At 72.4% G+C, this 24448-nt stretch carries 20 protein-coding genes and 1 tRNA gene; 15 read left to right on the top strand and 6 right to left on the bottom strand.

Features of this window, described 5'->3' with window-relative positions; genetic code table 11:
• Positions 1 to 102: 102 nt before the first annotated feature.
• From FS641_RS00285 to FS641_RS00275, 3 genes are all read left to right on the top strand, one after another.
• Complete coding sequence (locus FS641_RS00285; RefSeq protein ID WP_144758292.1) at positions 103 to 1560, top strand: glutamate synthase subunit beta; 1458 nt, start codon at positions 103 to 105, stop codon at positions 1558 to 1560.
• A gap of 129 nt (positions 1561 to 1689) precedes the next feature.
• Positions 1690 to 3135 (top strand): pyruvate kinase, encoded by a 1446-nt coding sequence (pyk, locus tag FS641_RS00280; protein WP_144758290.1) that lies wholly within the window; start codon positions 1690 to 1692, stop codon positions 3133 to 3135.
• Between the two features lie 114 nt (positions 3136 to 3249).
• Positions 3250 to 4344 (top strand): VIT1/CCC1 transporter family protein, encoded by a 1095-nt coding sequence (locus FS641_RS00275; protein WP_144758288.1) that lies wholly within the window; start codon positions 3250 to 3252, stop codon positions 4342 to 4344.
• A gap of 61 nt (positions 4345 to 4405) precedes the next feature.
• Here FS641_RS00275 and FS641_RS00270 read toward each other — a convergent pair whose 3' ends face one another.
• The 4 genes from FS641_RS00270 to FS641_RS00255 form a co-directional block, all read right to left on the bottom strand.
• Positions 4406 to 4945, bottom strand: coding sequence for an HdeD family acid-resistance protein (locus tag FS641_RS00270; RefSeq protein ID WP_186317506.1), 540 nt, complete (start codon positions 4943 to 4945; stop codon positions 4406 to 4408).
• Positions 4946 to 5114: 169 nt separating this feature from the next.
• Positions 5115 to 6665, bottom strand: a complete 1551-nt coding sequence (locus FS641_RS00265) for a tetratricopeptide repeat protein (protein ID WP_144758284.1) — start codon at positions 6663 to 6665, stop codon at positions 5115 to 5117.
• A complete protein-coding gene (locus tag FS641_RS00260; protein ID WP_144758282.1) occupies positions 6655 to 7956 on the bottom strand; it encodes an ATP-binding protein in 1302 nt (433 codons plus the stop codon). The genes FS641_RS00265 and FS641_RS00260 overlap by 11 nt, the downstream gene beginning before the upstream one ends.
• Before the next feature lie 175 nt (positions 7957 to 8131).
• Complete coding sequence (locus tag FS641_RS00255; RefSeq protein WP_144758280.1) at positions 8132 to 8671, bottom strand: hypothetical protein; 540 nt, start codon at positions 8669 to 8671, stop codon at positions 8132 to 8134.
• Positions 8672 to 8815: 144 nt separating this feature from the next.
• Between FS641_RS00255 and FS641_RS00250 the strand changes: the two genes are divergently transcribed.
• The 6 genes from FS641_RS00250 (at position 8816) to FS641_RS00225 (ending at position 14353) form a co-directional block, all read left to right on the top strand.
• On the top strand, positions 8816 to 9499 hold the full coding sequence (locus FS641_RS00250) for a response regulator (RefSeq protein ID WP_186317505.1): 684 nt from the start codon (positions 8816 to 8818) through the stop codon (positions 9497 to 9499).
• A complete protein-coding gene (locus FS641_RS00245) occupies positions 9496 to 11010 on the top strand; it encodes a HAMP domain-containing sensor histidine kinase (protein ID WP_144758276.1) in 1515 nt (504 codons plus the stop codon). Before FS641_RS00250 ends, FS641_RS00245 begins: the two co-directional genes overlap by 4 nt.
• A 7-nt stretch (positions 11011 to 11017) precedes the next feature.
• A tRNA-Leu gene (locus tag FS641_RS00240) sits at positions 11018 to 11098 on the top strand.
• 395 nt (positions 11099 to 11493) lie between these two features.
• Positions 11494 to 12099, top strand: coding sequence for an ANTAR domain-containing response regulator (locus tag FS641_RS00235; RefSeq protein WP_144758275.1), 606 nt, complete (start codon positions 11494 to 11496; stop codon positions 12097 to 12099).
• Between the two features lie 103 nt (positions 12100 to 12202).
• Positions 12203 to 13357 carry a DUF1963 domain-containing protein gene (locus tag FS641_RS00230; protein WP_144758272.1) on the top strand — a complete coding sequence of 385 codons (1155 nt, stop codon included), beginning with the start codon at positions 12203 to 12205 and terminating at the stop codon, positions 13355 to 13357.
• A gap of 21 nt (positions 13358 to 13378) precedes the next feature.
• The gene (locus FS641_RS00225; RefSeq protein WP_144758270.1) at positions 13379 to 14353 is read left to right on the top strand and encodes a DUF6891 domain-containing protein; all 975 of its coding nucleotides are present in this window, start codon (positions 13379 to 13381) and stop codon (positions 14351 to 14353) included.
• Here the strand turns inward: FS641_RS00225 and FS641_RS00220 are convergent.
• Entirely contained in the window at positions 14350 to 15357 is a 1008-nt protein-coding gene (locus FS641_RS00220; protein ID WP_144758269.1) for a hypothetical protein, read from the bottom strand. The genes FS641_RS00225 and FS641_RS00220 overlap by 4 nt on opposite strands.
• Before the next feature lie 64 nt (positions 15358 to 15421).
• Between FS641_RS00220 and FS641_RS00215 the strand changes: the two genes are divergently transcribed.
• Positions 15422 to 15892, top strand: a complete 471-nt coding sequence (locus FS641_RS00215; RefSeq protein ID WP_144758267.1) for a GNAT family N-acetyltransferase — start codon at positions 15422 to 15424, stop codon at positions 15890 to 15892.
• Positions 15893 to 15896: 4 nt separating this feature from the next.
• Here the strand turns inward: FS641_RS00215 and FS641_RS00210 are convergent, their stop codons facing one another.
• Positions 15897 to 16322, bottom strand: coding sequence for a PaaI family thioesterase (locus FS641_RS00210; RefSeq protein ID WP_260855540.1), 426 nt, complete (start codon positions 16320 to 16322; stop codon positions 15897 to 15899).
• A 43-nt stretch (positions 16323 to 16365) separates the two neighbouring features.
• Between FS641_RS00210 and polA the strand changes: the two genes are divergently transcribed.
• From polA to FS641_RS00185, 5 genes are all read left to right on the top strand, one after another.
• On the top strand, positions 16366 to 19038 hold the full coding sequence (gene polA, locus FS641_RS00205; protein ID WP_144758263.1) for a DNA polymerase I: 2673 nt from the start codon (positions 16366 to 16368) through the stop codon (positions 19036 to 19038).
• A 246-nt stretch (positions 19039 to 19284) separates the two neighbouring features.
• A complete protein-coding gene (locus FS641_RS00200; protein ID WP_144758261.1) occupies positions 19285 to 20964 on the top strand; it encodes a DUF885 domain-containing protein in 1680 nt (559 codons plus the stop codon).
• Between the two features lie 212 nt (positions 20965 to 21176).
• Positions 21177 to 22634 carry a 30S ribosomal protein S1 gene (gene rpsA, locus FS641_RS00195; protein WP_144758259.1) on the top strand — a complete coding sequence of 486 codons (1458 nt, stop codon included), beginning with the start codon at positions 21177 to 21179 and terminating at the stop codon, positions 22632 to 22634.
• Between the two features lie 108 nt (positions 22635 to 22742).
• Positions 22743 to 23336, top strand: a complete 594-nt coding sequence (coaE, locus tag FS641_RS00190; RefSeq protein WP_144758257.1) for a dephospho-CoA kinase — start codon at positions 22743 to 22745, stop codon at positions 23334 to 23336.
• Positions 23333 to 24442, top strand: a complete 1110-nt coding sequence (locus FS641_RS00185; RefSeq protein WP_144758255.1) for a BPSS1187 family protein — start codon at positions 23333 to 23335, stop codon at positions 24440 to 24442. Before coaE ends, FS641_RS00185 begins: the two co-directional genes overlap by 4 nt.
• Positions 24443 to 24448: the final 6 nt, after the last annotated feature.

Raw genomic sequence — 24448 nt, 5'->3', positions numbered from 1 at the left:
CACGTCCGGACCGGGCTGACACGACGGCACGTCCGGACCGGGCTGACACCACCGCACGTCCGCAATCGACTCGACACATGACCACCACCTCGGAGGTGACCCGTGGCTGACCCCAAGGGGTTCCTGAAGGTCCAGGAACGTGAACTCCCGGCACGCCGGCCCGTCCCCGTCCGGCTGATGGACTGGAAAGAGGTCTACGAGCAGCAGGAGTCCGGCCAGCTGAAGCGCCAGGCCGGTCGCTGCATGGACTGCGGTGTGCCGTTCTGCCACCAGGGGTGCCCGCTCGGCAACCTCATCCCGGAGTGGAACGACCTGACGTGGCGCGGCGAAGGTCGTCAGGCGATCGAGCGGCTCCACGCGACGAACAACTTCCCGGAGTTCACGGGGCGGCTCTGCCCGGCACCGTGCGAGGCATCGTGCGTGCTCGGCATCAACCAGCCGCCCGTCACCATCAAGCAGGTCGAGGTCTCGATCATCGACGAGGCGTTCCAGAACGGGTGGGTCACCCCGCACCCGCCGGAGCGCCTGACCGGCAAGACCGTCGCCGTCGTCGGCTCGGGACCGGCCGGTCTCGCCGCCGCGCAGCAGCTCACCCGCGCCGGGCACACGGTCGCGGTCTACGAGCGCGACGACCGGATCGGCGGCCTGCTCCGCTACGGCATCCCGGACTTCAAGATGGAGAAGCGGCAGATCGACGCCCGGCTCGCCCAGATGCAGGCGGAGGGCACCCGGTTCCGCGCCGGGGTCGAGATCGGACGTGACATCACCTGGGACGACCTGAAGTCGCGCTACGACGCGGTCGTGGTCGCCACCGGGGCGACGGTCCCGCGCGACCTCCCGATCCCGGGTCGTGACCTGGCGGGCGTGCACTTCGCGATGGAGTACCTCGTGCAGCAGAACCGCGTGGGGGCCGGCACCGCGGTCGACAACCAGATCACCGCGGAGGGCAAGCACGTCGTCGTCATCGGCGGTGGCGACACCGGTGCGGACTGCATCGGCACCGCCCACCGTCAGGGCGCGCTCAGCGTGACCAACCTGGCGATCGGCAAGCAGCCCCCGCTCGAGCGTCCGTCCGACCAGCCCTGGCCGATGTTCCCGACCGTGTTCGAGGTCACCAGCGCCCACGAGGAGGGCGGCGAGCGGACCTTCCTGGCCTCGACCGTCGAGTTCCTCGCGAACGAGGCCGGCGAGGTCCGGGCCCTGCGCGTGGCGGAGACCGAGTACATCGACGGCCGTCGCGTGCCGAAGGCCGGCACGGAGCGCGAGATCCCCGCCGACCTGGTCCTCATCGCGATGGGGTTCACCGGTCCGGAGACGGACACGATCGAGCCGCAGCTCGGTCTCCCGGTGACGGTGTCCGGCGCGGTCGCCCGTCAGGCGGACTACACCACCAACGAGGCGGGTGTCTTCGTCGCCGGGGACGCCGGCCGCGGGCAGTCGCTCATCGTCTGGGCCATCGCCGAGGGTCGTGCGGCCGCCGCGAAGGTCGACGAGTACCTGGAGGGCAGCACGATGCTGCCGGCGCCGGTGAAGGCGACCGACCGGGCGATCTCCGTCTGATGGACACCCCACGGTGAGCGCGAGGCCACCAGCACTCGATAAGGTGCTGGTGGCCTCGCTTCGTCACCGCGCAGCAGTCAGCACGCACGAACGCCGCACAGCCCCACCACCAGCACACGAAGGAATCCAGTGAGACGCGCAAAGATCGTTTCGACCCTCGGTCCGGCCACCTCGGACTACGAGACCGTCAAGGAGATCATCGAGGCCGGCGTCGACGTCGCTCGACTCAACCTCAGCCACGGCGACTACAGCGTCCACGAGGCCAACTACGAGAACGTCCGCCGCGCCGCCGAGGAGCTCGGCAAGCCCGTCGCGATCCTCGTCGACCTGCAGGGCCCGAAGATCCGCCTCGCGAAGTTCGCCGACGGCCCGCACCACCTCGACGTCGGCGACGTCTTCACGATCACCACCGAGGACGTCCCCGGATCGAAGGAGATCTGCGGCACGACGTTCAAGGGGCTCCCGCAGGACGTCAAGCCCGGCGACCCGCTCCTCATCGACGACGGCCGTGTGCGCCTCCGCGTGCTCGACACCGACGGCACTCGTGTCCGTACCGAGGTCGTCGTCGCCGGGACCGTCTCGAACAACAAGGGCATCAACCTCCCCGGTGTCGCCGTGAACGTCCCCGCGCTGAGCGAGAAGGACGAGGCGGACCTGCGCTGGGCGCTCCGCCAGGGTGCGGACCTCATCGCGCTGTCGTTCGTCCGCAACGCGGCCGACGTCGACCGCGCGCACGAGATCATGGACGAGGAGGGCAAGCGTCTGCCCGTCATCGCCAAGATCGAGAAGCCGCAGGCGGTCGACGCGCTCGAGGAGATCATCGACGCCTTCGACTCGATCATGGTGGCTCGCGGTGACCTCGGCGTCGAGCTCCCGCTCGAGGCCGTCCCGATCGTGCAGAAGCGCGCCGTCGAGCTCGCCCGCCGCATGGCGAAGCCGGTCATCGTGGCCACGCAGATGCTCGAGTCGATGATCTCGTCGCCGATCCCGACCCGCGCCGAGACCTCGGACGTCGCGAACGCGGTGCTCGACGGCGCGGACGCGGTCATGCTCTCCGGCGAGACCAGCGTCGGTGAGTACCCGGTGCAGACCGTCCGCACGATGGCCCGCATCGTCGAGTCCACCGAGGACCACGGCCTCGAGCGCATCGCGCCGCTCGGCACGAAGCCGCGCACCCTCGGCGGCGCCATCACGCTGGCAGCGGTCGAGATCGCGGAGTTCACCGCGGCGTCGTACCTCTGCGTCTTCACCGAGTCCGGCGACTCGGCGCGCCGCATGTCGCGCCTGCGCCACGGCCTGCCGATCATCGCCTTCACCCCGAACGAGGCCACGCGGCGCCGGATGGCGCTCACCTGGGGCGTCCGCTCGTTCCTGGTCGAGCGCAAGACCCACACCGACGAGCTCTTCTCGCAGGTGGACGACGTCCTGCTCGAGAACGGGCTCGCCACCCCCGGCGACCGCGTCATCGTCACCGCCGGTTCGCCCCCCGGCATCGAGGGGTCGACGAACGACCTCCGCGTGCACCGCGTCGGGGACGCGCACGCCGAGGCGGCGCCGGCGTACGTTCGCGACTAGTCCCACGGACCGCGTGCGGGCGCGGACTGGAGGCTCGGTGCACCCGGGTGCACCCCTCCGGTCCGCGCCCGCTGGCGTTCCGACCCGGTGTCCCGTCGACAGGAGACGACCCAGATGAGCGAGCGCAGCCTCCGGTCCGAGACGGTGGGCCGCACGCCTGGCGATGTGCGCCGGTGGCGCCGCTACCTCGCTGACGAGCGCGCGGAGGCGGCCGTCTACCGGAACCTCGCCGCCCGACGGAGTGGTGAGGAACGGCAGATCCTCGGCGCCCTCGCGGAGGCCGAGGGTCGGCACGAGCAGCACTGGATCGACCTGCTCGGCAACGACGTCGGCCGGCCGCTCCGGGGAAGCCTGCGCACCCGCGTCCTGGCGGCCCTCGCGAAGCGCTTCGGGTCGGTCTTCGTCCTCGCGCTCATGCAGCGCGCCGAGGACCGTTCACCGTACGCGGAGGACGACGACGCCACGGCGCAGATGGCTGCCGACGAACGCATCCACGGCGAGGTCGTCCGCGGACTGGCGAACCGGGGCCGGATGCGCCTGTCCGGGACCTTCCGCGCGGCGGTGTTCGGCGCGAACGACGGGCTCGTGTCGAACCTGGCGCTCATCATCGGCATCAGTGCCTCCGGTGCCGACCGCCACTTCGTCCTGCTGAGCGGCATCGCCGGTCTCCTGGCGGGAGCGCTCTCGATGGGTGCGGGGGAGTACGTGTCCGTGCGGTCGCAGCGCGAACTCCTGGAGGCTTCCGCGCCGCACCCCGACGCCGGCGACGCCGTCGCCCACCTCGACGTCGACGCGAACGAACTCGCCCTGGTCTACCGCGCCCGCGGCATGCCGGAGGGCGAGGCCGAGGCCCACGCCGCCGACGTGATCGCCGGGCTCAGCAGCGGACCGGCGACCGCCGGCACCCGCGTCGGGGACGACCACGAGGCGGTCGGCAACGGCATGAGCGCTGCGGTGTCGAGCTTCCTCTTCTTCGCCTCGGGCGCCGTCATCCCGGTGCTCCCGTACCTGTTCGGGCTCCACGGGTGGACGGCCATCGGGGTAGCGGCGGTGCTCGTCGGTGTCGCCCTGCTCGGCACCGGCGCGGTGGTCGGGGTCCTGAGCGGGGCGTCGCCGCTCCGTCGTGCACTCCGGCAGCTGGTGATCGGGTTCGGCGCGGCCGTCGTGACCTACCTGCTGGGCCTGCTCTTCGGCACCGGCGCGGCGTAGGGCTCCGAAGCGCGGTCATGGGAGGCCGCGGTGCGGTGCGCCGTGTTGGCCGCGAGTCCGGCTACCGACGCACGGCTGCCCGCGGCGGCAGGAGCAACAGCACCGCCGCGCCGATGACGACGAGGGCGATGCCGGCGAGGACGACGAACACCGTCAGCGCGAGCCCCGGCGCGGAGAGCACCACGACCCCGCCGAGGATCGACACCACACCGCTGACGATCGTCGGCACACGCGACGACCCCGGATGGCCGACGACGCCCCCGACGATCGACGCGATGCCCTCGACGAGGAAGCCGACGCCGGCGAGCAGGGCGTACACGAGCAGCGGCACGGCCGGGTCGAGGAGCGTGACGAGCCCGGCGACCGCGACGAGTCCGCCGACCACGCCGGACGTCCAGCGCCACACCCGCCGCGTCCCGTGCCCGCGGACGGCGGCGACCACCCGCAGCGTCCCTGCGACGACGAGGTACACGCCGAAGAGCAGCGCCACCACGACGAGCGACGGCCTCGGCCAGACCACGCCGACGACGCCGAGCGCGATCGCGACGACCGCGGTGACGACGACGAACACGCGGAACGAGCGGACGGCACGGGAATCCACGGGCACCCTCCCTGATCTCCACTGCTGGTCGGACTGGACGGTACCCGGCGAGCGCCCGGGACGTTCGGCCCGCGGGCGCTCGCCCGCGGCCGTCGCGTCGGCGGCTGTCGTGTCGGCGGCCGTCGCGTCGGCGACCGTCGCGTCGGTGGCCGTCAGGGGAGCGGTCCGGTCAGCCCTGGTCCGTGAGCGGCGGGATGGACGGCAGGTCGAAGGTCGGCACGCTCACCGACGGCACCGGCACCGGCGTCCGTGCGGGGTCGGGGAACGACGGCGCCGGGACGGACATCGGCGACGTCGGCTCGGGTCGGTCGGTCCGCCCCGCGCTGCCGGGTGCGGACAGACCGGCCACCCCGATGGCCACGAGCCCGATCGTCACCCCGACGAGCGCGATCAGCCGGTAGCGGATCCCGAGGCTCCGGAGGTAGCGCTGCACGGCGAAGCGTCCCGCGCGGAGCGCCTCGCCCACCGACAGTGCGGTGACGAGCGCGGCGGGCCAGGTCACGGCGGGGACCGAGCCGGCCGGTGCGGAGCCGGACAGTGCGGACGACCCGATGACGAGCGCGGCCACGGCCGTCCCGAGCCCGGACCAGAGGGCGAGCTCCTGCCGCAGGCTGCCGTACCGCCACGCCGTTCCCCAGAGCACCCGTCCCTCGCGGTTCCGGGACGTCCGGAGCACCCGGTCGTCGCCGAGCAGCGGCGCGGCGATCGTGACCAGGCCGGCGACGATCGCGAGCCCGAACGCGATCGGCCCGGCGAGCAGGCCGGCGCCCACCGCGGCCGTCACCCATTCGAGCACGACCCCGACCAGGACGAGGACCGCCGTCGCGACTGCGGCGGTGCGCGCGAGTGCGAGGCCCTGGCGTGGCAGCGTCGACAGGTAGCTCGCGGGCAGCCGGTCCCGTCGCCGGCGGTACCGTCGGACGACCGCCCACGCGGCGACTGCGCTCCCGGCCGCGAGGAGCGTCGCCGTCACCGCTCCGGGGATCCCAGGCCCGGCGGCGAGCGTCCCGAGCGCCACGACCACCGGTGCGAGGGCCGCTGTCGACGCCGCTCGGCGCTCCCAGGTGACCGCCGCGTCGAGGAGTTCGCGGGACTCCTGGTCGCCGGGGTTCGTCGTCAGCACGTCGAGGAGGAGCTCCGGCTGCTGGGAGACCGGTGCGTACTCGGCGCGGAGGCTGAGGAGCCCGGCGTGCTGCGGCGCGGTGGCCAGACCATCGGCGACCAGGGCACGTGCCAGGTCGAGATTGCCGTACGCCCGCTCGCTGATGGACCCGATCACGTACATGTCGGGCGACTCCGGGGCCAGCTCGATCGCCTGTTCGTAGGCGTGCCGCACCTCGGCGAGTCGTCGTCCTCGGCCGTCGAAGCTCGCGATCGCGTGCTGCGCCCAGACCCCGGGCACGTCGGGGACGCGGCCGATGAGCTCGGTGGTGATCACCCGTGCCTCGGGGGCCCGGTCCTGGGCGATGAGCACCGCGACCAGGCGCGTCCACGGTGGGAGCGTCTCGGGTGCCGACTGCACGGCGGCGCGGGCGGCGTCCTCCGCCTGGCGCAGGTCGCCGCGCGCCTGGCAGACCGCGGCCCACTCGGTCAGCAGGTCGGCGTCGTCCGGTGCCTCGGCGAGCGCCTCCTGCAGCATGCGTCCGGCGCCGTCGAGCTGCCCCAGGGCGCGGAGCGATCCGGCCCGGGCCGCGACGGCCGCCGGTTCCTCAGAGGACACGCTTCTGCCGCAGGTACGCGACGAGTTCGTCGTAGCGGCCGTCCGCGTTCGCGAACGCGGCGACGTTCTTGGCGGTGACGAGCCACGACCCCGTCGAGGGACGCACCTGCGCGAGGGCGTGCTGCACGTCGGCCATCACGACGGGCTGGACCTCGCCGGCGGCGACCGAGCGGGACATCGCCTGTTCCGCGGCCGAGGTCACGAGGTGGGCCAGGTCGGCACCGGAGAAGTCCTCGGTGCGCGCGACGACCTGGTCGAGGTCGATCCCGGCGATCGGGCGACGGGCGAAGTGGTGGCGGAGGATCGCGTGCCGGGCCGGTGCGTCCGGTGGCAGCACCAGCGTCATCCGGTCCAGGCGGCCGGGGCGGAGGAACGCGGGGTCGACGTCCCAGGGGCTGTTCGTTGCGGCGAGCACGAACAGGCCGTCGTTGTCCGAGCCGACGGAGTCGAGTTCGAGCAGCAGCTGGTTCACCATCTGCCGCAGTCCACTCCATCCGGCACCGATGCCGGAGCGTCGGGCTCCGAGGGCGTCGACCTCGTCGAGGAACAGCACCGCCGGCGCCTTCGCGCGTGCGGCCTCGAACACGGCGTGCACGTTCTTCTCCGTGTTGCCGACGTAGGGGTCGAGGATCTGGTCGATCCGTGCGGTGACGAAGTGTGCGCCGAGCTCTCCGGCGATGGCCCTCGCCATGAAGGTCTTGCCGCAGCCGGGAGGGCCGTACAGCAGCAGGCCGCCGCGGAGCGTCTGCCCGAACGCCTCGGCGATCTCGGGGTGCCGCATCGGCTCGAGGAACGACTCGCGGATCCGCTGCTTGACGTCGGCCAGACCGCCGACGTCGTCGAGCGTCACGTCGGGCCGCTCGATCTCGACGTCGAGCCGGTGCTCGCCCTCGCCGTCCACCCGGAGCCGCTCCGGTGCGTCGCCGGTGGACTCGACGAAGGGCGGGGGCACCGGGGCGTCCAGGTCCGCCTCGGCCCGGTGCCAGTCGAACCCCTCGGGGTGGTCGGTGCCGGGGACGTCGGGCGCCGCGTCGGTCGGTGTCTCGCCGGTCGATGCTGTGTCGGTCGACGTCTCGGCAGTCGACCCGAGCGCACTCGCGGCGGTCGTCAGGACCCGCAGGGCGACGGCGTTGCCCGGGTCCTGCTGCAGGACGATGCCGGCGTGCTGCAGTGCCTCGGCCGGCCTCCCGCGTTCGAGCAGGAGCTGCGCGACCTGTCCGCGCAGGACGACGTCGTCCGGCGCCGCCTGCACGGCGGCGAACAGGCTCGTGAAGAGTGGATCATCGGTCATCGGCTGCTGCGCTCCCGCCCTGCGGGCACACCTGGTCGTCCCGTCCCCATGCCGAGGACCATACCGGCTGTCGCCGCCAGCCACCTCCTGCGACGACGCGGACGGGAGGCACGCCTCCGGTCGACCGGTCGGCCGACGGGGGTGCGCCTCCCGCTCGTCCACACGGCGCGACCGGTCAGGAGCCGCTGGTGGGGGCGGGCGTCGCCGAGTCCTGGGCACCGGGAGCGGCCGGCGGGGTGGGCCCGGTGCCGTCCTTCGGCGGCGTCGGGGCGGTGCCGTCCTTCGGCGTGGCGGCGGTGCCGTCCTTCGGCGGCATGGGGGCCTCGCCGCCCTTCGGCGGCGTCGGCGCGCCGTCGGGGGGCGTGGGGGCCGCCCCGCCCTTCGGCGGCGTCGGCGCGCCGTCGGGCGTGCACGCACCGCCACCGGCGGGGCCGCGGCCCGGTGCCGGTGCAGCGCCGTCCGGGCCGGCGGTCGGGCGCCCGCTCGCCGCGCCGCCGCCGTGGCCCGGAGCGCCGGAGGGCGCGCCGCTCGGGGCGCCCGTCGGCGTCGCGGATGCGAGGGAGCTCCCGCCGCCGTCGGCCACCGCAGCGGTCACGCCGAGTCCGCCGAGGACCAGCACCGCTGCTGCCGCCGATCCGATGCCGACCAGGCGGAGGGTGCGTCGCCGGCGTCCGCCGGTCGCGGTGTCGGTCTGGTCGTGCTGTTCGTCCTGCATGGTGTCTCCGATCGTCGTGGCGGACCGGGGTGGTCCGCCGACGAGGACGACGGTCGAGCTCGAATCTGAAGCATGACTGAAGCACAGGGGTTCTCCAGCTGGTTCCATGCTCCGTGATCGCGAGCGGACCCTACGGTGTCTGCCGTGAACGCTCCAGCCCGCATCCTCCTCGTGGAGGACGACGACGCCCTCCGCACCGCCGTGGCCGCGACCCTCCGTGCCGAGGGGTGGCTCGTCACCGAGGCTCCCGACGGTCGGTCCATCGCCGCGGACCTCGACCGTGCCGCGCCGGACATCGTCCTGCTCGACTGGATGCTGCCCGGCCCGAGCGGCATCCTCCTGGCGGCCCGGATTCGGGCACGGTCGGACGCCGCGGTCGTGATGACGACCGCACGGGACGAGCTCGACGACCGGCTCCGTGGGTTCGCCGAGGGCGCCGACGACTACGTGGTGAAGCCGTTCGCGATGGCGGAGCTCGTCGCCAGGGTCACCGCCGTGCTGCGGCGCCGCGGACGTGTGCCGTCCGTGATCGAGGTCGGCGACCTCGTGCTCGACCCCGAGGCGGCGACCGTCCGCCGTGCCGGGACGCCGCTCGACCTCACCGCGACCGAGTTCCGCCTGCTGCGGTTCCTCGCCGAGAGCCGCGGTCGGACCGTGTCGAAGGGGCAGATCACCACGCAGGTGTGGGGCTACGACGAGGTCGCGGCGAACCTCGTCGAGGTGCACCTGAGCGCCCTCCGCCGGAAGATGGAGGCGCACGGGCCGCGGCTCGTGCACACCGTGCGGGGACTCGGCTACCGTCTGTCGGTCGACCGGGGTGCCGCGTGAGGGCCGCGACCGGGGGACTCCGGACCACCTCGCTGCGGCTGCGGACGGTCGTCGCCGTCATCGCGCTCCTCGCAGTCCTGCTCGCCGGCTTCGTGGTCGCCGTCGAGGCGGTGCTCGGTGCCCGCCTGCGCGCCCAGGTCGAGGACCGGCTGCGGGACCGTGCGTCGGCCGCCGCTGCACTCGTCGGCGTGCTCGACGCCGACGACCTGGCGGACCGGTTGTCCGCGCAGGGGCTGTCGGTGCGCATCGTCCAGTCCGACGGTGCCGCGGTCGAGGCCGGTCCGACGCCGGACCAGCTCCGGGCAGGGCCGCCCGACCCTGCGGCACTCCCGGGGCCACGACCGGGCGGGAGCACCGACCGTGCCGGCGCCGCGACGGGCAGCGCGACGCGTGACGCGACCTCCGGTGCACGGATCACGTCGTCCACGGTGCGCGAGGACGACGGCGTGCTGACACTGCGCTCGACGCTCGACGACGGCACCGTGATCAGCCTCACCGCCGGCACCCGGGACGTCCAGGAGACGCTGACGCAGCTCGGGTGGGTGCTGGGCGGTGCGTCCGCGGCGTTCCTCGGCGTGGCGGTCGTCGGCGTGGTGCTGGTGGTCCGGCGGTCGCTCCGGCCGCTCGACGAGATGACGGCGGCCGCCCGGTCGATCGCCGGCGGCGACCGCGGACGACGGCTCCGCCCGTCCCGCACCGACACCGAAATCGGCCGCGTCGCGACGGCGTTCGACGAGATGCTCGACGCGGTGGAGGGAGCGGAGACGCACGCGGTCCAGGCGGAAGAGCGCGTCCGGTCGTTCCTCTCCGACGCCGCACACGAACTGCGCACCCCGGTCGCCGGGGTGCGGGCGGCCGCGGACACCCTGGTCCGCAGCGGTCCCGACGACGCCGCGACCCGGGAGGTCCTGGCGGTCCACGTCGTGCGGCAGGCCGACCGTGCAGCCCGACTCGTCGACGACATGCTGACGATGGCACGGCTCGACCGGGGGATCGTGCTCGAACGCCGTCGGACGGACCTGGTGCCGTGGCTTGCGAGCGAGGTGGAACGCCTCCGCCTCCGCCTGCCGGGCACCGACATCCGCGAGTCGGTCCCGGAGGGGTCCATCGCCGCGGACGTCGACCCCGACCGGCTGGCACAGGTGCTCGGCAACCTCGTCGACAACGCCGCACGGGCGACCGGCGGCGCGGGCACGATCGCGGTGGCGCTGTCGACCACGGACGGCGAGGTGCTGCTCCGGGTCGAGGACGACGGACCCGGGATCGCCGAGGCCGACCGTGCGCGCGTGTTCGACCGACTCGTCCGTCTCGAACAGGCGCGGGACGTCCGCTCCGGCGGCGCCGGTCTCGGGCTCCCGATCGCGCGGGGCATCGCCGTCGCGCACGGGGGCACGCTCGCTCACGGGATCGATGCGGGCCGGCTCGGGGGCGCCGTGTTCGAGCTCCGGCTCCCGGGTGCCGCGCCGGAGCCGGTCCGGAGGCGGACCGAGCACGACGTCCTGCTAGCCTGAAGTCCTCGCGAGTGTGGTGGAATGGTAGACACGGGGCACTCAAAATGCTCTGCCTCACGGCGTGCGGGTTCGAGTCCCGCCACTCGTACGATCGTTGGTCACGGCGCGCGGGGCTGCGCCGACCACCGGGTCCCGCCACTCGTACCACGGCGGTCACGGCGCGCGGGGCTGCGCCGACCACCGGGTCCCGCCACTCGTACCACGGCGCGCGGGGCTGCGCCGACCACCGGGTCCCGCCAGTCGTACCAGCGGCCGTCATGGCGCGCGGGGCTGCGCCGACCACCGGGTCCCGCCACTCGTACAAGTGGCCGTCATGGCGCGCGGGGCTGCATCGATCGCGGGGTCCCGCCACTCGTACCACGGCGCGCGGGGCTGCGCCGACCACCGGGTCCCGCCACTCGTCCAGACCCGCCACTCGTCCAGAACCGGCTCGTCCACGACAGATGGAACGCGGCAGTTCCGGTGTCTAGTAGGCTCTGGGTCGTGAGTGACTCAGAAGCAACTGCAACAGCACCCCGTCGCGTCGTCGTCGCTGAGGACGAGTCGCTCATCCGCCTGGACATCGTCGAGATCCTCCGTGACAACGGCTTCGACGTCGTCGGTGAGGCCGGAGACGGGGAGACCGCCGTGCAGCTCGCGACCGACCTCCGCCCCGACCTGGTCATCATGGACGTCAAGATGCCCCAGCTCGACGGCATCTCCGCGGCCGAGAAGCTCTCGAAGAACCACATCGCCCCCGTCGTGCTCCTGACGGCGTTCAGCCAGAAGGAACTCGTCGAGCGTGCGACCGAAGCCGGTGCGCTCGCCTACGTGGTGAAGCCCTTCACCCCGAACGACCTGCTCCCCGCGATCGAGATCGCCCTCTCGCGGCACCAGCAGATCATCACGCTCGAGGCCGAGGTCGCCGACCTCGTCGAGCGCTTCGAGACCCGCAAGCTCGTCGACCGCGCCAAGGGCCTGCTGAACGAGAAGATGGGCCTCACCGAGCCCGAGGCGTTCCGCTGGATCCAGAAGGCCTCGATGGACCGCCGTCTGACCATGCACGACGTCGCGAAGGCGATCATCGAGCAGCTCAGCGCCAAGAAGTAGGCACGCACTCCACACGCTTCGCGACGACGCCGCCGGCCTCCGGCGGCGTCGTCGTCGTTCCCGCCCCGGTACCCTGGCGGTCCATCACATTCGGGGGACCACGATGACCGACGACCACTCGACCGTGCTGCCCGACGTCGTGGTCGACACGAGCGACGTCGCCGCGGTCCGCACGCCACCCGGGTCGCGCGCCTTCACCGGTGTGTACGCCGTCGCCTACACGCTCGGCGTCCTCGCGTTCCTCGCGCTGGGCATCTTCTTCAACGCCTGGGAGCACCACAGGGTCGGTGCGTCGTTCCTCCTCGCGGCGCTCTGGGTCGTCCCGTTCCTCGTCGTCGCGCACCTGCTCCACCTGGTGCTGTTCCACGGGGCACGGGCCCGTCGACGGACGATCGCACGGCGCGCTGCCGGACGCGTCGCGGACCAGGCCGCTGCCGCCGGGTACCCGGCCCTGGACGTCGCGCTGCTCGAGGACCGGCTCCTCAGGGACGACGAGGCGGCGATCCCGTACTCGCCGTCAGGACGTGATCACCAGCAGCCGCTCCGCCGGTGGGAGCTCGCCACGGTCGATCCCTCGGTCCTCGTCGCGATCACCCGCGAGGGCGCTCCGGAGACCACGCGCGTGGCCGTCGTCGCCGCCGGATCGAGACCACGGCGCGTCCCGGCGAGCGCGCCCCGGAACGACGTACGGCTCCTCGGCGCGTACCGGTCCGACGTCCCGGCGCCGCTCGTGTCGTCGCGACTCGGGGGCCTCCCCGCCGTGCCGGAGGGGTTCCGCTGGCCGCGGTGTGCCGAACACGACGAGCCGATGCAGTTCACGGCCCAGCTGGAGGACCGCGGTGCCCTGGTCCTGGTGTTCCTCTGCCAGGTGGACCCCGGCACGTGCGCGTCCTGGGACCCGGACTCGGGGTGCAACGCCGCGATCGTCACGGGTGGCCGCGACCTCCGGCTCGCCGAGGCCCCCACTTCGCCGTCCGACACCGCGGTCGTCCCCGGACGGCCCTGGCTCCTCGGCGTGCGCCGAACGGACGCGAGCGAGCACGTCGACGCCGTGACCAGGGCACGAGCGGACGGGGTCACGGTCGCCGGCCAGTGGGGCGGATCGCCCCCGTGGATCCAGGAGGACGAGACCCCGGACGGGTACCGCTTCCTGGCGATGCTCGACGAGGAGCCGTTGGGCGTGAACCTCGGTTCCGCGGGTGCCGCCTACGTGTTCGTCGACGACCGCGGACACGCCAAGGTCGTCACGCAGGCCTGATCCCACCGTAGGATCCGTGCCGTGGGGTTCTTCGACCGGTGGCGGCGGAAGCCCGTCGACGACGGCATCGACCAGACCGCCTACGACGTCCTCGACGAGGTCGAACCCGACGACGAGATGATCGACGAGGCCGTCTCCGAGCACCTGCTCCCGGGGTTCCTCCGGTTCGACGACGTCGTCGAGGCCGTCGTCGAGTGGTACGCCGACGACGTCCCCGACGAAGCCGCGTTCCGGTCGGCCGTGGTCGGTCGCGCACGCCCGATCTGGGATGCACGGCGCCGGGAGGAACGGTCGTGGAGGCCCGACACCAGCCAGCACGACCGGTTGCAGCGCGCGTTCCGGCAGCTCCGGACGCTCGGCTTCGTGACCGGCACGGCCCTCGGCGTCGACCAGGCCGACGGGTTCCGCGAGGCACGTGACCTGCGCACGCCGGACCGTGACGCCCCCGGTGGGTTCCGGGAGTGGGCCTACGTGTACTTCCATGCCCAGGACGCCGAGGGACTCTGCCTGGACCGCCACGTGCTGCGCCTGGCGTTCGGGTCGTTCCGCCCCGCGCCCGACATCGACCAGGACCTCGTCGCGAAGGCCATGCTCTCGAGCCGTGGCGAAGCCGCGATCACCGAACGCTCCCACCTCGCCGCCGGGCACCAGGTCGCCGAGGTCCTCACCGACCACGGGTTCGACGTCGACTGGGACGGCACCGCCGGTCGGCGGATCGGCGTCGTCGTCGACCAGTGGCGGAAGGCGCTGCCGTTCAGCGACCTCGACGAGGCACGTCGGGTCGTTGCCGACGAGCGGCTGCGCGTCCGCTGGCCCGGCGAACCCACCCGGTCCGACGCCGCCGCGCTCGAGGAGCAGGACGGTCGGTGGCACGTGTGGGGCACGGACGAGCGCGGCGGCCCGTGGTCGCCAGGCACGTGGCACGACGACCTCGGCGAGGCGCTCGACCGGCTCGTCGAGATGGCCCGCACGGACGCCCCGCCCGCCGACCGCTAGGCGCGACGGGTCTGCACGGCCGCCCGGTCCGCCGCCCGCTCGGCCCGACGGGCCCGCGCGGCCGCCCGCCCCCAGAGGGCGAGCACGCCCACGAGGACGACGACCCCGCCGACGACGGCCCAGACCATGCTGTCGCTGAACATGCCGACCACGAGCCACGTCACGACGGCGAACACCACGGCGATGACCACCGCCCAGTGCCAGGGCCAGACGCTCGTGGTCGCGCCGGACCGCTCGGCCGCGATCTCCCACAGGTCCTCACCGTGGACGCCGTAGCGCGCCGCCCACTGCCGCTCGTCGATCCACGACGGTCGGGGGACCCGCGGTGTCGCGCCACGCGCGTCCGCCCGCGCGTCGTGCAGTGCCGGGCGTGCCGGTTCCGGCAGGGGAGCGGGTTCGTCCCCGGGAGCCGGGGACCCGCCGTACGTCCACTCCCCGGCGAGGAGGAACGTCCGCTCCGGTTCGTCGGCCGCGACGGCGCGGTGCAGCTCCGACATCCGGCCGTCGTCGCTCCGGCGTGGGGCATCCCACTGGTCCGCGTCGAGGAGCACGTCGGAGGCGTACTGGCCGAGCTCGGTCGGGTCGCCCCACGACGCCGTCACCAGCTGGTCGAGCTGCAGGCGGATCGCCGGGTCGGACGTCCGTTCCGCGACCGAGGCGACGTCGCCGATGAACCGCTCCGCTGGAGCACGCACCTCCGGCCAGACCCGGAGGACCGCGTCGAGCCGGGAGCGGAACGCGGCCTCCGCCACCGGCCAGGACACGACCACGTCGGTCAGGTCGGGGGACTCGTCCTCGCCGGCGTCGAGCGCGGCCAGGAGCCGCTCGCAGTGCGCTGCCCACCAGGTGTCGGGGACCAGCCCCATCCAGAGGAAGGGCAGCAGCCACTGGACCTCCCACTCGCCGGTGACGGCGTCGAGGTCGAGGTCCCCGGCACGGACGCCGGGTTCGGTCCCGGAGCCCGGTGTCCCGGCGAGCACGGTCAACGTCACGGTGTTCCCCACGAGCCGACCATAACGCGTCGCGACCGCATGTGCCGTGGAGCCGGCCCTCTGCGAAGGTGGAGCCGTGAACGACGTCGTGATCCGTGCCTCCCGTCCGACCGACATGCCGGCGGTGGCCGACCTGCGCTGGCGGTGGAACACCGTCGAGGACGTCCGCGAACCCGTCCAGACCCCCGACGAGTACCGGGCGGCGATGGCCGCGTTCGAGCGTGAGCACCGGGACTCGCACCGGTGCGTGGTCGCCGAGCGCGACGGCGTCGTCCTCGGGATGGCGTGGCTGGCCGTGCACCCGCGGCCGCCGGCGCCGCACCGCGCCGGCGGACGGATCGCGGCGGAGCTCCAGACCGTCTACGTGCACCCGGAGCTCCGCGGCCAGGGCGTCGCCGGACGACTCGTGGCGCACCTGCTCGAGATCGCCGACGGTCTCGGTGTCGAGCGGGTCAGCGTGCACTCGAGCATCGACGGCGAGCGGCTCTACCGGCGGCTCGGCTTCGGCGACGCCCGCCTGCTGTTGCAGCGCCCACCGGAGGACTGAGGCGTCAGCGCCGCTCGCGGATCATGTTCGTGATGCGCACCGTCGAGCAGCGCCGGCCCTGGTCGTCGGTGAGGACGATCTCGTGCGTCGTGAGCGTGTTGCCGAGGTGGATGGCGGTGCACGTCCCGGTCACGGTGCCGCTCGTCGCGCTGCGGGAGTGCGAGGCGTTCAGCTCGATGCCGACGGCGTAGCGGCCCGGGCCGGCATGGACGTTCGCGGCCATCGAGCCGAGGCTCTCGGCGAGCACGACGTAGGCACCACCGTGCAGCAGGCCGACCGGCTGCCGATTGCCCTCGACCGGGATCGAACCGACGGCACGCTCGGCGGTGAGCTCCGTGACCACCATGCCCATCTTCTCGGCGAGTTCGCCCAGGCCGCGCTCGGCGAGGCGCTCGTCGACGGCTCCGGTGGTGGTCGCTTCGTCGGTCACGCGCTGGCACTCCCGTGTCGGATGGCGTCGGTAGGCTGTCCGGGTGTCGGACTCCGCAAAGCCTACCCTCATGGTCATCGACGGCCATTCGCTCGCCTTCCGGGCCTTCTACGCGCTCCCGGTGGACAGCTTCGTCAACCGCGAAGGCCAGCACACCAACGCCATCCACGGCTTCATCTCGATGCTCCTCATGCTCCTGCAGCGCGAGAAGCCGACACACCTCGCGGTCGCGTTCGACATCTCCCGGTTCTCGTTCCGCACGCGTGAGTACGAGGAGTACAAGGGCACCCGCTCCGAGACCCCCGCCGAGTTCAAGGGGCAGATCCCGCTGCTGCAGCAGGCGCTCGAGGCGATGGGCATCACGACGGTGACGAAGGAGGACTACGAGGCCGACGACATCCTCGCGACGCTCTCGTCCCAGGGTGCCGCCCAGGGGTACCAGGTGTACGTCGTCTCCGGGGACCGCGACTCGATCCAGCTCGTGAACGACGACGTCACGCTGCTCTACCCGTCGGTCCGCGGCGTCTCCGAGCTCACCCGCTACGACCGCGACAAGGTCTACGAGCGGTACGGCATCGAGCCGCACCAGTACCCCGACATCGCCGCGCTCGTCGGCGAGACCAGTGACAACCTGATCGGCATCGACAAGGTCGGTGAGAAGACGGCCGTCAAGTGGATCACGCAGTACGGCTCGCTCGACGGGGTCCTGGAGCACGCCGACGAGATCAAGGGCGTCGTCGGCAACAACCTCCGCGAGCAGAAGGACCGGGCGATCCGCAACCGCCGGCTCAACCGCCTCGTCACCGACGTCGAGCTCCCGGTCGGCCCCGCGGACGTCGCGCTCCGCCCCCTCGACGAAGCCGCGGTGCGCGAGCTCTTCGCCAAGCTCCAGTTCCGCACGCTGCTCGACCGCGTCTTCAAGGTCGCCGGCTCCGGTGAGCCCTCCGACGTCCAGGTGGAGGGCGGGGTCGACGACGACGCCGTCGCGCCGCCGGCGGTGAAGACCCTCATCGACGAGGAGCTCGGGCACTGGCTCGCCCAGAAGGACGCCGCCGACGCCGAGAACGGGTACGGGGTCGCGGTGGAGGTCATCGACGGTCGACTCAGCGCGATCGGGATCGCCACGCACGACGACGCCGTCCTCGTCCCCGGCGGCAGCGGCGCGAAGGACTACGAGCAGCTCGCCGCCTGGTTCGCCTCGGACGCGCCCAAGCACTTCCACGACGCCAAGGCCGCGGTGAAGGCGCTCGGCACGGCCGGGATCACCGTGCGCGGCGTCGCCGGCGACGCCCGGATCACGGGGTGGCTCGCGAACCCCGGCAAGCAGGGTCAGCCGCTGGCCGACCTGGTCTACCAGGAGCTCGGCGAGGAGCTCCCGACCGCCGACCCGAACCAGCTCGTGCCCGAGACCGAGCCGGTGAACGTCGGCGTGCACGCCTGGTACGTCCTGCGTGTGACCACTGCCCTGCGTGCCCGTGTCGACGCCGGATCGCTCCAGGTCCTCGACGACATCGAGCTGCCGCTCGTGTCCGTGCTCGCCCAGATGGAGACCACCGGCGTCGGGATCGACCGCCCCGTGCTGACCGGCCTGTCGAAGGAGCTCGGGGAGCGTGCGGCGGAGCTCGCGCAGCAGGCCTTCGCCGAGATCGGGCACGAGGTCAACCTCGGGTCGCCGAAGCAGCTGCAGGAGGTCCTGTTCACCGAGCTCGCGATGCCGAAGACCCGCAAGACCAAGACCGGCTTCTCGACCGACGCCGCGAGCCTCGCGGACCTGCAGGACCAGCACCCGCACCCCTTCCTCGGTCTGCTGCTGCAGCACCGGGACGCCACGAAGCTCCGGCAGATCGTCGACACCCTCGACGCCGCCGTGCTCGAGGACGGCCGGATCCACACCCGCTACGAGCAGACCGGAACGAGCACGGGGCGGGTGTCCTCGACCGACCCGAACCTGCAGAACATCCCGGTGAAGACCGCCGTCGGACGTCGCATCCGGTCCGCGTTCGCCGTCGCCGAGCCGTACACGACGCTCCTCACCGCCGACTACTCGCAGATCGAGATGCGCATCATGGCGCACCTCTCCGGCGACCCCGGACTCATCCAGGCGTTCAACGAGGGCGAGGACCTGCACCGGTTCGTCGGCGCCCGCGTCTTCGGTGTGGAGCCCGCCGACGTCAGTCCCGAGATGCGTACCAAGGTCAAGGCGATGTCGTACGGCCTCGCGTACGGGCTGAGCGCGTTCGGCCTGTCGAAGCAGCTCCGCATCGAGCAGAGCGAGGCCCGGACGCTCATGACCGAGTACTTCGCCCGGTTCGGCGCGGTGCGCGACTACCTCCGCAACGTCGTCGAGCAGGCGCGCGAGGACGGCTACACGGAGACGATCTTCGGTCGCCGTCGTCCGTTCCCCGACCTGAAGAGCCCGAACCGGGTCCTCCGCGAGAACGCCGAGCGCGCCGCCCTCAACGCGCCGATCCAGGGCTCCGCAGCGGACATCATGAAGATCGCCATGCTCGGTGTCGCCGCTGACCTCCGCGACGGCGACCTCGGCTCCCGGCTGCTGCTCCAGGTGCACGACGAACTGATCCTCGAGATCGCCCCTGGGGAGCAGGAGCGGGTCGAGGAGATCCTCCGCACCCGGATGGGCGGCGCCGCGGACCTGTCCGTGCCGCTCGACGTCTCGGTCGGCCTCGGGGCCAACTGGGAGGCCGCGGCGCACTGACCCACGCTGCGGCTCGGCCTGTTCGTGCTGCGGCTCGGCCCGTTCGTGCTGCGGCTCGGCCCGTTCGTGCTGCGGCTCGACCCGTCGAGGTTCCACGATTGCGGAACCTCGACGGCGCGGACCCGCGTGTCGTGGCACCTCGGGGAACGTGAGCGGTGAGTTGCGGAACCCGAACGGGTGCGCGGGCGGCCGACCGCCAGAGCTGCGGAACCGCGGGACGTCGGCGTGCGTCGGTAGGGTCGGAGGATGACCGAAGCGCGTCCCGTCCGCCAACCGTCCGCCGTCGACCGCGTCGCCGAGGACTGGGTGTCCACCCTCGTCGACCTCGACCCCACCGTCGCCACGTACATCGGCGTCCCGGGGCGCACCGCGGAGTACGGCGACACCTCGCCGGCCGGGGCAGCGGCGATGGCGGACGCTGCGCGGACGACCGCGCGGGCCCTCGCAGCGGCCGAGCCGGTGGACGACGTCGACCGCGTGACGAAGACCGACCTCGCCGCGGAGCTCGACCTCGTCGTCGAGTCGTACGACCGGAAGCTCCACCTGCGCGACCTCAACGTCATCGCGAGCCCCGCGCAGTCGTTGCGCGAGGTCATCGACCTGATGCCGACCGCGACCGAGTCGGACTGGGCCGACATCGCCGGTCGTGTCGGTGCCCTCCCGGACGCGCTCGAGGGCTTCCGCGAGACCCTGCTGCAGGGCACGCGCGAGGACGTCACCCCGGCTCGGCGCCAGGTGGAGCTCGTCGCCGAGCAGGCCGCCAGGAGCGGCGCGCCCGACGGCTTCTTCCAGCAGCTCGCCGCCGACGCCGTCCTCGACGACGGCTCGCCGGTCCCGGACGCCCTCCGCGCAGAACTCGCCCGACGCGGTGAGGTCGCGGCGGCCGCCTACCGGTCGTTCGGCCGCTTCCTCGAGCACGAGCTGATGCCGCTCGCCACCCCGGTGGACGCCGTCGGGCGCGACGCCTACGAACTGCACTCCCGTCGGTTCCTCGGGGCCGTCGTCGACCTCGACGAGACGTACGAGTGGGGGCTCGAGGAACTCGCACGCATGCGCCACGAGCAGGAGCGCATCGCCGAGCGCATCGAACCCGGTGCCTCGGTCGCGCGTGCCGTCGGGGTGCTCGACGCCGACCCCGCGCGGATGCTGCACGGCACCGATGCGCTGCAGCGGTGGATGCAGGAGACGAGCGACGCCTCGATCCGGGCGATGGACGGCGTGTACTTCGACATCGCCGACCCGATCAAGCGCCTCGAGTGCCGGATCGCGCCGACGCAGGAGGGCGGGATCTACTACTCCGGTCCCTCCGACGACTTCTCCCGCCCCGGACGCATGTGGTGGTCGGTGCCGCAGGGCGTGACCGAGTTCCAGACCTGGCGCGAGAAGACCACGGTGTACCACGAGGGCGTCCCCGGTCACCACCTGCAGATCAGCCAGGGCGTGTTCAACCGCGGCGAGCTCAACACCTGGCGGCGCCAGCTGTCTGGATCGTCGGGCCACGTCGAGGGCTGGGCGCTCTACGCCGAGCGCCTGATGGAGCAGCTCGGCTTCCTCGACGACGAGGGCGACCGGCTCGGCATGCTCGACGGACAGCGGATGCGCGCCGCCCGCGTCGTGCTCGACATCGGCGTGCACCTGCAGAAGACGAACCCGGACGGCGGCGGCTGGACGTGGGAGTACGCCCTCGACTTCATGCGGCAGAACGTCAACATGGACGACGCGTTCGTGCGCTTCGAGGTCGCCCGCTACTTCGGCTGGCCGGGACAGGCGCCGTCGTACAAGGTCGGGCAGCGCGTCTGGGAGTCGATCCGCGACGAGGTCGCCGCGCGGGAGGGCGCCGCGTTCGACCTGAAGGCCTTCCACCACCGAGCGCTCGCACTCGGCAGCATCGGGCTCGACACCCTGCGGTCGGCGCTCCTCGGCTGACCGGCTGGAAGGCGCCCCGACGCGCCCCCGACCGGGCGCGCGACACGCCGAACCGCCGGACGGCGCACCCGCTTGTGGGGGGTCGCGCGCACCGGTTAGACTTGTGCGGCGCAATCCGCGTCACCCAATCAACCGCCACGGCGACACCGTGCAGGAGCCCGACTCCTGACGTCGCCCTGGCCCGACTCATGTCCGTTCGGAGCAATCTCTACATGACAACCACTACGACCAAGGCTCCTAAGCAGGTCGCCATCAACGACATCGGTTCGGCTGATGACTTCCTGGCCGAGGTCGAGAAGACCCTGAAGTTCTTCAACGACGGCGATCTCATCTCCGGCACCGTCGTGAAGATCGACCGCGACGAGGTCCTCCTCGACGTCGGTTACAAGACCGAGGGCGTCATCCCCTCGCGTGAGCTCTCGATCAAGCACGACGTCGACCCCAACGAGGTCGTCGAGGTCGGCGACGAGGTTGAGGCCCTGGTCCTCCAGAAGGAGGACAAGGAAGGCCGTCTGATCCTGTCGAAGAAGCGCGCACAGTACGAGCGTGCGTGGGGCGACGTCGAGAAGATCAAGGAGTCCGACGGGGTCGTCACCGGCACCGTCATCGAGGTCGTCAAGGGTGGCCTCATCGTGGACATCGGTCTCCGCGGCTTCCTCCCGGCCTCGCTCATCGAGCTGCGTCGCGTCCGCGACCTCACGCCGTACCTCGGCCAGGAGATCGAGGCGAAGATCCTCGAGCTCGACAAGAACCGCAACAACGTGGTCCTCTCGCGCCGCGCCCTGCTCGAGCAGACGCAGTCCGAGTCGCGCACCACGTTCCTCAACAACCTCCACAAGGGCCAGGTCCGCAAGGGCGTCGTCTCGTCGATCGTCAACTTCGGTGCGTTCGTCGACCTCGGTGGCGTCGACGGTCTCGTCCACGTCTCGGAGCTCAGCTGGAAGCACATCGAGCACGCCAGCGAGGTCGTCGAGGTCGGTCAGGAAGTCACCGTCGAGATCCTCGAGGTGGACCTGGACCGCGAGCGCGTGTCGCTCTCGCTCAAGGCCACCCAGGAGGACCCGTGGCAGGTCTTCGCCCGCACCCACGCGATCGGTCAGATCGCGCCGGGCAAGGTCACGAAGCTCGTGCCGTTCGGTGCGTTCGTCCGCGTTGCCGACGGCATCGAGGGTCTGGTCCACATCTCGGAGCTCTCGAACAAGCACGTCGAGCTCGCCGAGCAGGTCGTCGCGGTCGGCGACGAGGTCTTCGTGAAGATCATCGACATCGACCTCGACCGTCGTCGCATCTCCCTCAGCCTCAAGCAGGCGAACGAGGGTGTCGACCCCGAGGGCACCGAGTTCGACCCGGCGCTCTACGGCATGCCGACGGAGTACGACGACAAGGGCGACTACAAGTACCCGGACGGCTTCGACCCGGAGACCAACGAGTGGCTCGAGGGCTACGACACCCAGCGCGAAGAGTGGGAGCGTCAGTACGCCGCCGCTCAGGGCCGCTGGGAGGCCCACAAGGCGCAGGTCGCCAGGTCCCTCACCGAAGAGGCGCAGGGTGGCTTCGACCTCCCGGCCAGCGCTTCCTCGTCGTTCACGAGCGAGACCAACGGTCAGGGCACCCTGGCCGACGACGCCTCGCTCGCGGCGCTCCGCGAGAAGCTCAGCTCGACCAACTGATCGAGCCGGTGCTGCGTCCACGCAGCACTGAGCGCACCGGAAGCCCGGTACCCGAGAGGGTGCCGGGCTTCCGGCGTTCCGGGAGCCCGGTGCCCCTACGCTGTTGCCGTGCGCATCATCGGACTCACGGGCGGGATCGCCGCCGGCAAGTCGACCGTGTCCCGCCGCTGGGCCGAGCACGGTGCCGTCGTCGTGGACGCTGACCGGCTCGCCCGGGACGCGGTCGCGCCCGGAACGCCCGGCCTGGCGAAGGTGGCCGAGCGGTTCGGCAGCGGTGTGATCGCCGCCGACGGGTCCCTCGACCGACCCGCCCTCGGCGCGGTGGTGTTCGCCGACCCCGCCGCGCGGAAGGACCTCGAGGCGATCACGCACCCCGAGGTCTGGCGTCTCGCGCAGCAGGCGTTCGACGCCGCCGACCCGGACGCGACGGTCGTCTACGACGTGCCGTTGCTCGCCGAAGCGACCGCCGACCGTCCCCTGCACTTCGACGCCGTCGTGGTCGTCGACGCGCCCGCAGCTCAGCGCGTGGAACGCCTCGTCGAACACCGCGGCATGTCCCGTGCCGAGGCCGAGCGGCGGATCGGTGCCCAGACGTCGGACGCCGAGCGGCTCGCACTCGCCGACCACGTCGTGGACGCCACCGGCACCCTCGAGGAGACCCTGCGGTCGGCGGACGAGGTGTGGGCGAGGCTCGTCGGATGAAGCACCGGTGGACCATCGTCACCGCGTTCGTGGTGCTGCTCGCGATCGCGGTCGCGTCCGTCGTGGCCGCCAACGTCACAGGCGAGCAGCGCGTCGCTGACCACGGTCGCGCCGAGGCCCGGCCGCGGTCCACCCACGGGCCGCAGGACGAGTTCCACCGGTTCCGACTCGGCGCGATCGACGGTGAGCGCCTCGAGCCGAACCGCGACGACTTCGCAGCGCGGACCGCCTCGGACGGGCCGCTCCTGCTCTTCCTGCCGGCCACCCGGGCGAAGCCGGCGCAGTACCAGCGCTTCCTCACGACGGCGCTCGGGGACGGCTACCACGTGCTCGGGCTCGACTACTGGAACCTCGGCAAGACCCTCTCGGGGACGTGCGAGGCGGACCCCCGGTGCTACGGTCTCGTCCAGCGCAACCGCTTCGACGGCAGCCAGCCCTCCCGGTTCAGCGACGTCTCGCCGGCCGGTTCGATCGTGTCGCGCTTCCGGGACGCCATCGCGCACCTCGACGACATCGACCCGAAGGGCGGGTGGGGCCGGTTCGTCACGACCCAGGACGACATCGCCTGGCAGGACATCGTCGTCGCCGGACACTCGCAGGGCGGCGGCGAGGCCGCGTACATCGCGCACATCCGCCCGGTGCTCGGCGCGCTCATGTTCTCGTCGCCCGTGGAGTCCCTCGGGCCGGTGCACGCGGCCTGGATGGACCACCCGGGTCAGACGCCGGCGTCGCGGATGTACGCGATCGACGACGTCCGTGACGTCTTCGGTCCGCGGATCCGCGGGTCGTGGGAGGTGCTCGGGTTGGACGGCCCCGCGACCCCTGGTGGCCCCGACGGGCCCTGGCACACGGACACCGCGCCGCCACCGGAGGGCTGGGACCCGCACGCGATCCTCACCGACATCAGTGTCGGGACGCCCGCGCAGTCCCACTCCCGCACCATCAAGGACACGACCCCGTTGGCCGAGGACGGTCAGCCCCGCATGCTCGGGCTGTGGCAGTGGCTGCTGCGGCGGTTCCCGACGACGACCACGACCGAGGCGGGCCCGCAGCCCGGCGCCACGGACGAGCCCCAGCCGGTCCCCACGCCTTCCGGACGGTCATAGGAACCC

This window comes from Curtobacterium sp. 9128, from assembly GCF_007673775.1.
GTDB lineage: Bacteria > Actinomycetota > Actinomycetes > Actinomycetales > Microbacteriaceae > Curtobacterium.
This window is presented reverse-complemented; position numbering and strand designations above follow the sequence as displayed.